Origin of the sequence: Enterococcus sp. DIV1089c, from assembly GCF_050530965.1 — a bacterium.
GTDB lineage: Bacteria > Bacillota > Bacilli > Lactobacillales > Enterococcaceae > Enterococcus_B > Enterococcus_B hirae.
Genome location: NZ_CP172888.1, coordinates 1,483,484 through 1,498,049, shown reverse-complemented (window position 1 = coordinate 1,498,049; position 14,566 = coordinate 1,483,484). Strand labels below are relative to the sequence as shown.

Here is a 14,566-nt window from a genome sequence, read left to right as displayed (position 1 = left end):
ATTCTTTGTTAGAATAAATAAGAACTTTACAGTAAGGAGTTAGGCAGATGACAAAAAATAAATTATTACTTGTAGATGGAAATAGTGTTGCTTTTCGCGCATTTTTTGCTTTACACAATTCATTAGAACGGTTTAAAAATAGAAATGGGTTGCATACAAATGCGATCTATGCTTTTAACACGATGTTTGAAAATGTGATGCAAAAAGAGCAACCTACTCATGTATTAGTTGCATTCGATGCAGGAAAGACGACGTTTAGAACCGAGATGTATGCAGAATACAAAGGTGGCCGTTCAAAAACTCCTGGAGAATTTAAAGAACAGATGCCTTACATTCGTGAATTACTCACAGGACTAGGTGTCCAATACTATGAATTACCTAATTATGAAGCGGATGACATCATTGGGACATTAGCCGAAAAAGTCAATAAAGAAGAATTTGATGTCGTTGTTTTATCTGGTGATCGAGATCTGACTCAATTAGCTAGTAATGAAATCAAAGTAGACATTACGGTGAAAGGTGTGAGTGATATCGAAAGTTACACACCTGAACATGTGGCTGAAAAATATGATGGGTTGACGCCAAATCAAATCATTGATATGAAAGGTTTGGCAGGAGACGCTTCAGACAATATTCCTGGTGTGACGAAAATCGGCGAAAAAACAGCAATCAAATTGTTAAAACAATATGGATCCGTTGAAGGAATCTATGAGCATATTGATGAAATGAAACAAAGCAAAATGAAAGAAAATTTGATCAATGATAAAGAACAAGCTTTCTTATCCAAACAATTAGCGACGATCAATACAGATGCGCCAGTTGAAGTCTCAATTGATTCATTGAAATATGAAGGGAAAAACTTAGAGAAATTGGTGCCATTTTATAAAGAAATGGAATTTAAACAATTTCTGGCAAAGCTGGACCTTGTTGAGGAAGAAGTAGAACTTGAAGATATCCTATTTGATGTAGTCCATGAATACCATGAGGACATGTTCACGACTGACATGGCTTTATATGTGGAGATGATGGGAGACAATTACCATACAGAAGATATCGTGGGTGTAGCTTGGGGGACGAAACAAAAAATTTATGTTACGAATGATCTAGCGTTATTTGAGAACGAAGCTTTTTGTGCTTGGTTAGCTGATCCAACACGGTTGAAAAAAGTCTATGATGCTAAACGGACTTATGTAGCTTTAAATCGTTATGCCACGAAAACAAAAGGGATCGATTTTGATGTATTGCTTGGTGCCTACTTGCTTGATACAAATGAGAAAAGCACGGATATTGAAGGAATCGCTGCCCATTATGGCTATCATGAAGTGCAGTCAGATGAAGCAATTTATGGAAAAGGGGCAAAAAAAGGATTACCGGAAGAGGAAGAAGTATTTTTTGCCCACCTTGCCAGAAAAGTATCTGCCATTAATGTTTTAACACCTAAGTTAAGTCAAGAATTAACAGAAAAAAACCAAATGGCCTTGTTCCGTGAGATGGAACTACCCCTTTCAATCATCTTAGCTGAAATGGAAATCACTGGTATCAAAGTTGATGCTTCTCGTTTACAAGAAATGAAAATCGAATTCTCCGATCGATTGAAAGAGATTGAGGAAACAATCTATCAAGAGGCTGGTGAATCCTTCAATTTAAACTCACCAAAACAATTAGGGGTCATTTTATTTGAAAAAATGGGGTTACCAGTGATCAAGAAAACGAAGACAGGCTATTCCACTGCGGTCGATGTTTTAAAACAATTAAGAGAACAAGCCCCAATCGTCGATGACATCTTGACGTATCGCCAAATCGCCAAGATCCAGTCAACTTATGTAGAAGGTTTGTTAAAAGTCATTCAATCCGATGGGAAAGTCCATACCAGATATGTTCAAACATTGACTCAAACAGGGCGTTTAAGTTCAGTAGATCCTAATTTACAGAATATTCCTATCCGATTAGATGAAGGGCGAAAGATTCGCCAAGCGTTTGTGCCTAGAGAAAAAGACTGGTTGATCTATTCATCTGACTATTCACAAATCGAATTGCGAGTCTTGGCCCATATCTCAAATGATGAACATTTAAAAGCCGCCTTTCTTGAAGGACAAGACATCCATGCAAGTACTGCTATGCGTGTTTTTGGGATTGAAAAAGCAGAAGATGTCACACCAAATATGCGTCGCCAAGCAAAAGCAGTCAATTTTGGGATCGTTTATGGCATTTCTGACTATGGTTTATCACAAAACCTTGGGATTACAAGAAAAGCAGCACAACAGTACATTGATACGTATTTTGAGAAATATCCTGGAGTCAAAGAATATATGGAACGTATCGTTCGTGAAGCGAAGGAACAAGGATTTGTCGAAACCCTTTACCATCGCAGACGTTATTTGCCTGATATCAATTCACGAAATTATAATATACGTTCTTTTGCTGAAAGAATCGCAATCAATACCCCAATCCAAGGAAGTGCCGCTGATATTCTTAAAATCGCGATGATCGAGTTGGATAAACGCTTAAAAGAAGAAAAACTATCAGCAACTATGTTGTTACAAGTACACGATGAATTGGTTTTTGAAGTGCCAGAAACAGAATTAGAACGATTAGACAAATTAGTAAGTGAAGTCATGGAACATGCCGTGTCCTTACACGTACCATTGATTACAGATAGTAGTTGGGGGGAAACGTGGTATGAAGCGAAATAGCTGATTGCCACTATTGAACCGACCTGCTCAATAAATAGATAAAAAAGCAAATAAGTCGAAGGTGAAAACATGCCAGAATTACCAGAAGTAGAAACTGTACGAAAAGGCTTGTCTCGTTTAGTCGTTGGAAAGAAAATCCAAAAAATCCAAGTCTTATGGCCAAGAATCATTGAACAACCAGAAACAGCAATCTTTGAAGCTTCGTTAGTTGGCGAAGAGATTCTGGCTATTGATCGAAGAGGCAAGTTTTTAATTTTTCGTTTGACTCATTATGAATTGATCTCACATTTACGTATGGAAGGAAAATACCAATTTGTTGAAAAAAATGAACCGATCGATAAACACACGCATGTCATTTTTTTCTTTGAAGATGGTAGCCAACTCCGATACCATGATGTACGTAAATTTGGACGAATGACATTAGTTGAAAAAGGAGCGAGTGATGCTTACAAAGGCATCATGAAATTAGGTCCAGAGCCGTTGCCAGATACATTTTTATTAGACGGCTTTCGTTTAGGCTTACAAAAATCTCATAAAGCGATTAAACCATTATTATTAGATCAAAAATTAGTAACAGGTTTAGGGAATATCTATGTGGATGAAGCGCTTTGGGAAGCGAAGATCCATCCAGAACAGCCAGCGGATACATTGAAGCCCAAAGAAGCAGAGTTGTTACGAAAAGCAATTATTGACGTGTTGTCTCGGGCAATTGAGGCTGGCGGAACGACGATCAGGAGTTATCTCAATGCGTTAGGCGAGTCAGGTAACTTTCAAGTAGCTTTACATGTCTATGGTCAGACTGGTCAACCATGTGTTCGTTGTCATACACCGATCGTCAAAACAAAAGTAGCGCAAAGGGGGACTCACTATTGTCCAAATTGCCAAAGACTAAAAATCAGCAAGTAAGCTATGTCTTAGGCTTAACTGGTGGGATTGCTACTGGGAAAAGCACTGCAGCAGCTGTTTTTAGCCGTCACCAAATCCCGATGATCGATGGAGATATCATCGCCCGTGAAGTCGTCCAACCTCAGACTCCTGGATGGGCGGCAATCGTTCAAGAATTTGGGGAAGAAATCCTTCAAGAAGATGGCACGCTTGATCGAGTAGCTTTAGCCAAGATTATTTTCGATTCGACAGAACAAAGACAAAAACTTGATCACTTATTAGACCCATTTATCCGTCAAGCGATTACGGAACAGATTAAGCAACAAAAAGCAAATTATCCTTTAGTTGTCGTTGATATCCCTTTATTATTTGAAGGTCATTATGAACAGGAAATGGATGCTGTAGCAGTCGTTTACCTTCCAGAAGAAATTCAATTGCAACGTTTGATGAAAAGAAATCAATTGACACTGGACGAAGCAAAGAAAAGAATACAAAGCCAGATGCCGATTGAAGAAAAGAAAAAATTAGCAGATATCGTTTTTGACAATTCCGGTAGTAAGGATGAACTGACTTGTCAAATCGAACGTTGGCTCTCGGACTTCAACAATCGATTTCTTTGAGTATATTTAGATAGTTTGCTATGCTGAATATAAAGAAAAGAGGGGGATTGGTATGGGGACTTTTAAAAATCAAAAAGATAAAGTAGTCGGTTCTGCAAAAGAAAAACTAGGAGAGATCTTGAATAAAGATGAACTGGTAGATGAAGGACGGGCACAATCAGAAGCTGCAAAAGAAAATGATGAACGCTACAAAGCCAGAGTCGATGAATTAGAAGACCAACAAGCAGAAAAAGAAGCCAAGGAGCAAGATCTGACACAAGAACGAAAAAAAGATGATCCAACACACAAAAAAACACCTTTACCAGAAGCCGATCATATTCCTGAACAACAAAAAATCGATGAACAACGAATGAAACATTATACAGGGATTGAAGAAAAACTTTAATGGGTATAACTTAGACTGTTGAAACAGAGAGTGAGACAAGTTTTGTCTCACTCTCTGTTTTTTTTTGAAGTATGCACCTGAAAGAAGTTTTTAAGAAGCACTGTTTTACATGCAGTTTTCTCGAAAGTCAAGCCTAATTGTTTTGCTTTGGAACAATTTCGATCAATCGATTGAAAAAAAGGTTCTTCTAACGAGGTTTTTTATACAGGAGAGTCGCCTGTAAGAATTGTTTCATGTTATAATACAACTAGTTACATGTGTGAAACTTTTTTTATGAAAAGCAGGAGTAAATCATAAAAATATTATTTCATACGTAATTATTTACGTAACTATTATCGAGTGAAAATTTATCCTTTGAATGTTCGTTGAATCAATACTATATAAATTGATTCAATATATTAAATGAATGTATATCAGAAAAATTTCAGATTAAGAGGTGAAAATAATGAGATGTCCTAGATGTCAACATAACAATTCCCGAGTGATTGATAGTCGACAAGCGGATGATGGTCGAGCAATTCGTCGAAGACGAGAGTGCGAAAACTGTTCTTTTCGTTTTACAACATTTGAAAGAATTGAAGCAGCACCTTTATTAGTGATCAAAAAAAATGGGGAACGGGAAGAATTTAATCGTGACAAGATTTTAAGAGGATTAATCCGTTCAGCAGAAAAAAGACCAGTTGCGATGGAACAAATGGAGCAAATCGTAAATCATGTTGAAAATCGGGTGCGAAGTCTTGGTGAAAATGAAGTATCGACGACGTTGATCGGAGAATACGTGATGGAAGATCTGGTCAATTTAGATGAGATTGCTTATATCCGTTTTGCCAGTGTTTATCGTCAATTTAAAGATATGTCGGTGTTTTTAAAAGAATTACAAGACATCGTTGATAAAGCAAAAGAAAATAATAAAGAGAATCATAAAGAAAACAACGAATAAATCAGAAATAAAATCAAGTCATAAAAGGAGGCCAAATTCCTTGGATAACGCATGGAAAGAGCTTCAACCTAAAAATATCTACCAAGGAAGAAAAAGCTATCCGCTAAGAGAAGAAGGGAAATCCTCATTACTTTATCTCTACCAGCCATTAATCGGCAGTGAAGCTTTGAGTTTGTATTTTACCTTACTATCAGAAATTCCTTTACAAAAAGGCGTTGGACCGGAAGGATTACATGCTGATCTGTTAAGTAGCTTGAATTGTGGTATTCCTCAGCTTTATGAAGCACGAAAAAAACTAGAAGGGATCGGACTTTTAGAAGTTTTTTTCAAAGAAGACCCTAGCTTAGGGGGATGTTTTATTTATGAGTTACTTGAGCCAATTGAACCGTTAGCATTTTTTAAAGATACATTATTGTCTTTTCTGCTATTAGAAAAAGTCGGTCAACGGCGTTTCGATCAGTTGATCCAACTATTTCAGCCGGAACATTTTTCGACGAATGATTATCAAAAGATCACGAAGAAATTTTTAGAAGTATATCGCTTTAATGAAAAAACATATGCTGCAGATCAAGAGAAACTCGTGGAAAACCAACAGTCATTTACAACCAAATCAACTGATCTGGGGAAGTCCATGGAACAATCCACTCTTGATTGGCGCTTTTTGACAGATTGGTTGGCAAAAAAACATATCATGAATCTAGATGAATCATTGAAGGAACAGTTAACAATGTATCATTTACTTTATGGCGTGGATGAGTTGACATTAGGTGAATGGGCCGTACAAGCGTATGATTTTTCTGAGCAGACAGTATCTGTCAAAGAGCTTCAACGCATCGTATTGATGAACCAACAGACGAAGCGAACAAATACATTGGCTAATCAAAATGAAGAAGCAACCTCTGCCAATCAGAATGAGACACCTAAGGAAGCAACTGCTCTGACAAATGCGACACTACAGTTAGTGAACGAAGCCAAAAGCATTCCGCCAATGAAATATTTAGAGGCACTGAAACAAGCAAAAGGCGGCTATGTGTCAAAACAAGAAACTTGGCTTTTACAGGATTTAGTTTCACAATCGGGATTGTCGAATAGTTTGATCAATATCCTGATCAATTATGTCTTAGTAATCAAAGATCGTCCTAGCTTAACCGCAAGCTTTGTCAACACGATCGCTAACGAATGGGCACAAAAAAAGATCATGACCCCAGAAGAAGCCATTGAACATATTCGGAAAACCAATAGCAAAGGCAAACAAAATACTAAAAATACGAACCATAATTATTCAACTAATCGTCGAAACGTTCGTCGTGAGAAACTACCGGATTGGGTCAACCAGCCTAAAGAAGAGAAAAAAATTAGTAGTGAGAAAAAAGCGGAGATCGAACGACGATTTCAGGATTATCTCAAGTGGAAGGAGGAGGATAAATAATGGAAGATGTAGGAAAAGAATTAAAGCGGATCATCAGCCAGCGAAATTATCAACAAAAATATGCTGAAATGATCGAAGAAGTCCTCAACGATCCAGATGTGCAAGCCTTTTTGGCGGATCACAAAGATGAATTAACACAAGCAGATATCGAAAAAAGTTATGCAAAACTATATGAATTTGTCCAAGAAAAACGAAAATACCAAAAAAATGACCCTACGATGATCGCTCCTGGCTATGAGCCCAAGCTAACCTTAAATTTTCATTATGTCGATGTGACTTATGTTCCAACAGAAGCCTTATTGGCGAAGAAAAGACAAGAAGAAATTAGGAACCGGATCAAAGCTGTCGATATGCCAAAAGATATCCAAAATGCCTCATTCAAAGGATTTGAGCAAGTAGATGGTAGAAGTGATGCTTTTGCACAATCGTTCATTTTTGTAAAAGACTATGCTACTGATCCAACGAAATATCATAAGGGGCTTTATTTAGTTGGAAGCTTTGGTATCGGTAAAACTTACTTACTTGGTGCAATTGCTAGAGAATTAGCAGAAAAAGGCTTTACAACTACACTTGTCCATTTTCCGACTTTTGCTGTTGAAATGAAACAAGCGATTGGAAAAGATCAAGTCGCAGAAAAACTAGATGCGGTCAAACGTTCACCCATTTTAATGATGGATGACATTGGCGCTGATGCAATGAGTAGTTGGATCAGAGATGAAGTCTTTGGTGTGATTTTGCAATATCGAATGCAAGAGCAACTGCCAACCTTTTTCTCTTCCAATTTTACAATGAATGAATTGGAACAACATCTTGCTGTGACACAGCGTGGAGATGAAGAACCATTGAAAGCCAAACGAATCATGGAACGGATTCGTTATTTGACAAAAGAAATTGAAATGACTGGACGCAATCGAAGAAATGGCTAGCGAAAAGAGAAAGCATAGAAGTCATAATTGTAGCCTTAGTAGGCTTAGAAGATGTGATCGAGAAAGCCTTTTGCTGAATTAGTTATTGCCCTATTTCCTACCTATTGCTTTGATGGGTAGGAAAATAAGCAATGCAAACAATTAATTGAGAAAAGTCTGCAAATAATTCTCTTTTCAATGACTCTCGATGTTCACTTAGTTATTCAAGAAACTCATAATTTGAGATGAAAGTGTATCTGAATTCATACTTAACGCCACTTTTATTGATCGTAACAAGCTACAAAAGTGGTGTCATACTGGATAGAGTGATGATTACAGAGAAGCTTACGCCTGATCAATAGTCATCATGGTAACGAAAAAAGACAACCATAAATTTCTGATGAACAAGTATCAAAAACAAAATTGAACGACTAAAAACAGAATGTATTGATTATCGTCAACTAAATAAAAAGTCAAAGAACGATCATCAATTGAAGTAATGTAAATAATTAGCCGGAGGATAAAGATATGAAAGTGATTTTTTCTTGTTTGTTGGCGACAGGGTTACTTTTTTCGCTAACAGGTTGTGGTAATGGAGATAAAAATGAGGCATCGATCGATTCGATTAGTGCGGAAACAACGACTAAAGCGAAGGATTCTTCTAACGAAGGACAAAGTATTTTTAAGGGTGAAATTGAAAGTATTGATGACTCAGTCGATGATACCATTCAAATCAAAGTGGTCAATGTAGATGAAATCGAAGACCCCGAGAATATTGGAACCTCTTTTGATAATGATGGTGTAACACTAAATGTTTCGAATGATCAATTAGTCGGAGGTAAGGAATCTTTTCAAAAAGGTGACGAGATCAAGTTTACTTTAAAAGAAAAACCAATTATGACAATGTCAATCCCTCCGCAAATTCCTGGTAATTCGATCGTTGAGGTAAGAGTTATTGAATAGTCAGTGTTAAACGTTTCGTAAAAGCAAATAGCTCATCAGGAGATTTGAAATTTTTCTTTTTCAAATCTCCTTCATTTATAGGGAAAATGTTATAATGAGGGGGAAGGAGTGAAGGTATGAACCACTTAGATTTATCGAAACGCTTAGCATTAGTGGGAGAACATGTCCCAACAGGAGCGTTTTTAGCAGATATTGGCTCTGACCACGCTTACTTGCCAGTTGCATTAATGTTAAAGGATAAAATTGAATTTGCTGTAGCTGGCGAAGTGGTGAAAGGCCCTTATGAGTCAGCAAAAAAACAAGTACAGAAAAATGGTTTAGAAAAGCGGATCGTTGTTCGTTTAGCTAACGGATTAGATGCGATTGAGCCAACAGATCAGATCAATGCGATCACGATTGCTGGTATGGGTGGGGCTTTGATTCGAGATATTTTAGAAGCAGGCGCCAAACAACATCGCTTAACAGGGAAGGAGCGTTTGATTCTCCAACCAAATATTGGCGAGCAAGCAGTGAGGAAATGGTTGCAAGACAATCACTATCAAATTATTGCAGAAGAGATTTTAGAGGAAAACAAAAAAATCTATGAAATCATTGTAGCTGAAAAAACATCGACGAAGCATATCTATAATGAGGAAGAGATTCTGTTTGGTCCATTTTTATTGCAAGGAAAAACAGTGGTATTCCAAAAGAAATGGCAAAGAGAATTAAAACAAAGACAAGCGATTTTAAAACAATTGGCACAAGCACAGAACCAAGAAGAACGTGTTGAAGCGATAAAAAAAGAAATTCAGATGATCGAGGAGGTTTTAGCTTAATGGCGATCAACGGTAATGAATTTATTCGCAAATTTGAAGAATATTGTCCTCAATGGTTGGCTGAAGAAGGAGATCCTGTGGGGCTACACTTCGGAACATTAAATAAACCGATTCAACGCATAATGATGACGTTAGATGTTCGTCCAGAAGTTGTGCAAGAAGCCATCGAAAAAAAGATTGATTTATTAATTGCTAAACATCCTCCCATTTTTCGACCAATTAAACGATTAACAACGGATCATCCACAAGGAAAAATGTATGCTGATTTATTAAAACATGATATTGCTGTCTATGCAGCACATACCAATATGGATATTATCGAGGATGGATTGAATGATTGGTTTTGTGAAGCATTAGGAATCAATGTCGAAAATTATTTGTTAAAGACACATACAAGGCATTACAAAAAACTAGCTGTTTATGTACCGATCGAAGACGCTGACAAATTACGTAAGGCTTTAGCTGAGGCTGGTGCGGGTGAACAAGGTCATTACGATCATACAAGTTTTACCAGTATTGGCGAAGGTCGTTTTCGACCGAATGAACAGGCACATCCCGCAATTGGTAAAAACGGCCAACTAGAAAAGGTTGAAGAAGCTAAAGTGGAAGTGATTTTTCCTGAAGACCGTGAGGAAAAAGTGTTATCAGCTATGTATCGTGTCCATCCTTATGAAGAAGTAGCATTTGATTTGTTTTCAATTGACGAACCGACTCAAACCTGGGGGATCGGTCGAATCGGAGAATTACCAGAAGAGCTTGATTTAGATACCTTTGTATCTAAAGTAAAAGAAGTCTTCCAATTAGAAGGGCTACGAGTTGTTCGTCCAACTCATACAAATAGCACTGTTAAAAGAATCGCCATTTGTGGTGGTAGCGGCGAAAAGTTCTATCCTTTCGCATTAGCTCAAAAAGCGGATGTTTATATTACTGGAGATATCTATTACCACACAGCTCAAGATATGCAAAGTGCAGGCTTGATTGCGATTGATCCAGGTCATTATATTGAATCTTTATGTAAAGAAAAGTTTGTCGAAAAATTTGAGAAATGGAAACAAGAAGAAAATTGGACCGTTGATTTCTTTGTTTCAGAAACGGATACGAACCCATTTCAATTTAACTAAAGGAGAGCTGTTGTATGTACGAAAATCTTTTACCACGTTTTTTACGCTATGTTAAGACTGAAACCAGATCTGATGAAAGTAGTCAAACGACTCCTTCAACACAAACACAAGTCGCTTTTGCGCAAGTATTAAAAAAGGAATTAGAAGATTTAGGACTAACCAATGTATTTTACAATGAAGAAAATGGATTTGTTATAGGAACATTGCCAAGTAACATTGAAAAGAAAGTTCGCTCGATCGGTTTCATTGCCCACATGGATACCGCAGATTTCAATGCAGTAAATGTTAATCCACAAATCATTGAGAACTACGATGGGGAATCAACGATTGTTCTAGATAGTGAAGAACATTATACATTAAATACCAAAGACTTCCCTAATTTGAAAAACTACGAAGGACACACATTGATCACAACTGATGGCAGTACGTTGTTAGGTGCGGACGATAAAGCTGGGATCGCTGAAATTATGACCGCAATGGAAATTCTGCTGAAAAACCCAACTATCCCTCATGGTGAGATTAAAGTAGCTTTTGGACCAGATGAAGAGATTGGGGTAGGAGCAGATAAATTTGATGTCCAGCAGTTTGATGTTGATTTTGCCTATACCGTTGATGGTGGACCTTTAGGCGAATTGCAATATGAAACATTCAGCGCAGCTCAGGCTAATATTTCAATTCAAGGAAAAAATGTCCATCCTGGTACAGCCAAAGATACGATGATCAATGCATTACAATTAGCGATAGACTTCCATAATCAACTACCAGCAGATGAAGTCCCAGAAAAAACGACAGGTTATGAAGGGTTCTTCCATTTGATGGGATTAAATGGAAATGTCGAAGAAGCAACTATGAGTTATATTATCCGTGACCACGATCGAAAAAAATTTGAAGCACGGAAAGCGAAAATTACTGAAATCCAAGAAAAACTAAATAGTCGCTTCGATCAGGCACGTGTGAAAGTTGATATGTATGATCAGTACTATAATATGCGAGAAATTATTGAAAAAGATATGAGCATTGTTGAATTAGCAAAACAAGCGATGATCGATTTAGAAATCGAGCCTGTGATTGAACCAGTACGAGGTGGAACAGATGGATCGAAAATTTCTTATCTAGGCATTCCAACGCCTAATTTGTTCGCAGGTGGCGAAAATATGCACGGCCGATTTGAGTTTGTTTCTCTGCAAGTGATGGAAAAAGCAACAGATGTGATTGTAAAAATTGCAGAATTGAATACAAACGTATAAAATCAAATAGGAACGTGGATGGATCAAGTAAGTGAACGAAGTGGATCTATCCTTTTAGCTGGGGGTGGGCGTATTCCAACAATGGAACGTCTGACCCCTTGGTTTTTGTGTAAAAATGGGAGGAAGAAAGAAATGGAAAAATTGCTAGTTTTTTATAATCAAAGCTCAGGACAAGATGAAGGTGAAAAATTAGCAAGCTGGTTTAAAGAATATGCCTTAAAGAAACGACCAGAACTAATCATCAATCTGACGGAAACAGGTCCTTCGATCAAGCATGAGACATTAGTCAAAAAAGCTGAAGAAACGCACTCAGATACCTTAATCGTAATCGGAGGCGATGGTACGATCCATCATATTGTACAGGCTTTTCAAGATAAACTTGAGCATTATCAAGTAGGATTACTACCAGGAGGAACAGTCAATAATTTAGCCCGTGTTCTCGGTATTCCATTAGAAAAGGAAAAAGCTGCAGACATTATCTTAGAGGGACAAATCTGTCAAATCGATTATGGAAAAGTCAATGATGAAGTCATTATCTCAACTTTAACGATCGGTATACTGGCAGATACAGCTGTTTGGATCAGTCAAAAAGAAAAGCAAAAATATGGTTCTTGGATTTTTATCAAACGGTTCATCAAGTTATTATTAAAAAAGAGAAAGTATCATTTAGATATCAAAACAGAAAAAGAACATTGGCGAGGAAAAACACAATTATTGACAGTCACAATGTCTAACTCAGTAGGTGGTTATACGAATTTTGATGATTCAGCTTCACCCGATGATGGTATGTTTCATGTCACAATCATCCCATCTTTAGATATTTTTCGATTTGTTTTTTATTTGCCTCGTTTAATCAAAGGAAAAATTTACTCTGTCCCAGGTATCAATTATTTGACTGCTAGTCAAATCAATATCCAAGCACGGGAGAAATCAGTTGGTACTCGTACAGATGGTGATACGACAGATAATCTGCCTATCGAATTAGTCGTAGTCAAAAAAGGGTTGTCGGTCTTTGCTCCCAAAGAAGAGCAAAAATGATGTGCTAGAGGTGGAGGAAAACACGTATGGAAGCTTTACTACACAATCCTTTGTGGTTTTATTTAGTGATTGTCAATTTATATTTATTTTGTTTGATGGGTTACGACAAGTATCAAGCAAAAAAAGGCGGTTGGCGCGTTCCAGAAAATAATTTGATTTTTGTTAGTTTATTAGGCGGTGGAATTGGGGGATTAATTTCTCGTAAAGTATTCCATCATAAAACGAGAAAAAAATTTACAGTAGGATTTGTACTAGGTGTATTGGTGGATTTACTGTTGATTTATTTTTTTCATTAAGGAGTAGTTGATGGCGACAAAAGGTGTAAAAACGAAAATAGCGTTTAATCTATTCTTATTGATTGGAATTTTTGCCATTATTTATTATTTGATCAACCAATCTTTTGCAGATATTTTCGCTGAATTGCTGTCTACAAGTTTTATCGTTCTGGTAGCGGCATTCTTGTTAGGAACGATCTATCAGGTGGCAGAAGGTCGTTCAATCAAAGAGATTGCCCAGCCGTTCGAACCAACATTTTCCACTTGGGATGGTTTTTGGACGTCTTGCTATATTGCATTTTATCGAATCGTTTCATTTGGAACAGGCACTTTGATTTCAGAAATTTATTTTTATAATAAAAAAGGAATGAAATACTCACAAGGTGCAGGTGTCACTGCGTTGCATATGATTATGTATAAATTAGCCGTGATTACCTATGCGATCATTGGTTTGATCATCCAGTTCTCTTTATTTTATTCCAAAGGACCAAACATGATTTGGTTCATTATTGCTGGCATTATTTTAACTGGGCTGATCATTGCCTTTTTATTGATGGTCTCAATGAGTCTGAATCTACAAATTTTCTTTGTGAGTATCTCAAACAAACTGTTTCGAAGTGAACGCATCAGAAGTTGGGTAGATACATGTAATACACAAATCTATTCGTTGAGAGAAACTGTCCAGACAATTGTCAAAGATCGAACAGCTTTATTACGCATCTATTTTTGGAATATGGTCAAACTTATTTTTTGGTATATCATGCCCTATCTCTTTTTGGTTGAAAACCATCCCACGATCGACTTTCTCTTGACCTTTTCATTTATCAGTTTTGCGGTAGTTTTATCTGGTGTCATCCCTACCCCAGCTGGAATCGGTTCATTTGAATTTGTCTATCTGTTGTTATTCAGACCACTTGTGGGAACCGTAGATGCTGTTTCTTCTTTATTACTGTATCGGTTTAGCTCATTTATCTTACCTTTTATTTATGGGTTATGTTACGTGATTGCTGATCGTCGAAGGGTAATAAAACAAGAGATCCAAGATGTAAAAAACAACAAAAAAGAATCAAATTGATTATTACAGCGATTGTATAGAGTCATTTTATTAGATCTAAAACACAACAGTAAGTCCATCCAAGTTGGCTCTGTTGTGTTTTTTTTGATCACTTATTTCCGATAAAATAAGAGAGGTTATCTTTTGACCAAGACTGACCAAAGAGGTATAATGTTTATTGGAACGAGATGTATCA

General features: G+C 37.0%; 14 protein-coding genes. All 14 read left to right on the top strand.

Translation table 11 applies throughout. The features are described 5' to 3' along the window. The first annotated feature begins 47 nt into the window (after nucleotides 1-47). The 14 genes from polA to IGL30_RS07010 all read left to right on the top strand — a co-directional run bounded on the left by polA (nucleotide 48) and on the right by IGL30_RS07010 (nucleotide 14,391). A complete protein-coding gene (polA, locus tag IGL30_RS07075) occupies nucleotides 48-2,693 on the top strand; it encodes a DNA polymerase I (RefSeq protein WP_123874739.1) in 2,646 nt (881 codons plus the stop codon). Between the two features lie 69 nt (nucleotides 2,694-2,762). Then, nucleotides 2,763-3,599 (top strand): DNA-formamidopyrimidine glycosylase, encoded by an 837-nt coding sequence (mutM, locus tag IGL30_RS07070; protein WP_096709056.1) that lies wholly within the window; start codon nucleotides 2,763-2,765, stop codon nucleotides 3,597-3,599. Further along, nucleotides 3,563-4,198 carry a dephospho-CoA kinase gene (gene coaE / locus IGL30_RS07065; protein WP_088744858.1) on the top strand — a complete coding sequence of 212 codons (636 nt, stop codon included), beginning with the start codon at nucleotides 3,563-3,565 and terminating at the stop codon, nucleotides 4,196-4,198. Before mutM ends, coaE begins: the two co-directional genes overlap by 37 nt. A gap of 52 nt (nucleotides 4,199-4,250) precedes the next feature. After that, nucleotides 4,251-4,583, top strand: coding sequence for a hypothetical protein (locus IGL30_RS07060; RefSeq protein WP_010719038.1), 333 nt, complete (start codon nucleotides 4,251-4,253; stop codon nucleotides 4,581-4,583). A gap of 445 nt (nucleotides 4,584-5,028) precedes the next feature. After that, nucleotides 5,029-5,523, top strand: coding sequence for a transcriptional regulator NrdR (gene nrdR / locus IGL30_RS07055; protein ID WP_010719039.1), 495 nt, complete (start codon nucleotides 5,029-5,031; stop codon nucleotides 5,521-5,523). A gap of 40 nt (nucleotides 5,524-5,563) precedes the next feature. Further along, entirely contained in the window at nucleotides 5,564-6,952 is a 1,389-nt protein-coding gene (locus IGL30_RS07050) for a replication initiation and membrane attachment family protein (RefSeq protein WP_123874740.1), read from the top strand. After that, the gene (dnaI, locus tag IGL30_RS07045; RefSeq protein ID WP_123874741.1) at nucleotides 6,952-7,878 is read left to right on the top strand and encodes a primosomal protein DnaI; all 927 of its coding nucleotides are present in this window, start codon (nucleotides 6,952-6,954) and stop codon (nucleotides 7,876-7,878) included. Before IGL30_RS07050 ends, dnaI begins: the two co-directional genes overlap by 1 nt. A gap of 507 nt (nucleotides 7,879-8,385) precedes the next feature. Beyond that, nucleotides 8,386-8,820 carry an LptM family lipoprotein gene (locus tag IGL30_RS07040; protein ID WP_010737674.1) on the top strand — a complete coding sequence of 145 codons (435 nt, stop codon included), beginning with the start codon at nucleotides 8,386-8,388 and terminating at the stop codon, nucleotides 8,818-8,820. Nucleotides 8,821-8,936: 116 nt separating this feature from the next. Further along, on the top strand, nucleotides 8,937-9,635 hold the full coding sequence (locus tag IGL30_RS07035; protein ID WP_063627171.1) for a tRNA (adenine(22)-N(1))-methyltransferase: 699 nt from the start codon (nucleotides 8,937-8,939) through the stop codon (nucleotides 9,633-9,635). Next, nucleotides 9,635-10,756: a Nif3-like dinuclear metal center hexameric protein gene (locus IGL30_RS07030; RefSeq protein ID WP_123874742.1), complete on the top strand. Its 1,122-nt coding sequence runs from the start codon at nucleotides 9,635-9,637 to the stop codon at nucleotides 10,754-10,756. Before IGL30_RS07035 ends, IGL30_RS07030 begins: the two co-directional genes overlap by 1 nt. A 14-nt stretch (nucleotides 10,757-10,770) precedes the next feature. Beyond that, nucleotides 10,771-12,003, top strand: coding sequence for a peptidase T (gene pepT / locus IGL30_RS07025; protein ID WP_088744851.1), 1,233 nt, complete (start codon nucleotides 10,771-10,773; stop codon nucleotides 12,001-12,003). Nucleotides 12,004-12,135: 132 nt separating this feature from the next. Further along, the gene (locus IGL30_RS07020; RefSeq protein WP_088744947.1) at nucleotides 12,136-13,041 is read left to right on the top strand and encodes a diacylglycerol/lipid kinase family protein; all 906 of its coding nucleotides are present in this window, start codon (nucleotides 12,136-12,138) and stop codon (nucleotides 13,039-13,041) included. A 26-nt stretch (nucleotides 13,042-13,067) separates the two neighbouring features. After that, on the top strand, nucleotides 13,068-13,337 hold the full coding sequence (locus tag IGL30_RS07015; RefSeq protein WP_088744850.1) for a DUF1294 domain-containing protein: 270 nt from the start codon (nucleotides 13,068-13,070) through the stop codon (nucleotides 13,335-13,337). A 10-nt stretch (nucleotides 13,338-13,347) separates the two neighbouring features. Beyond that, nucleotides 13,348-14,391 (top strand): lysylphosphatidylglycerol synthase transmembrane domain-containing protein, encoded by a 1,044-nt coding sequence (locus tag IGL30_RS07010; RefSeq protein WP_123874743.1) that lies wholly within the window; start codon nucleotides 13,348-13,350, stop codon nucleotides 14,389-14,391. The last annotated feature ends 175 nt before the right edge of the window (nucleotides 14,392-14,566 follow it).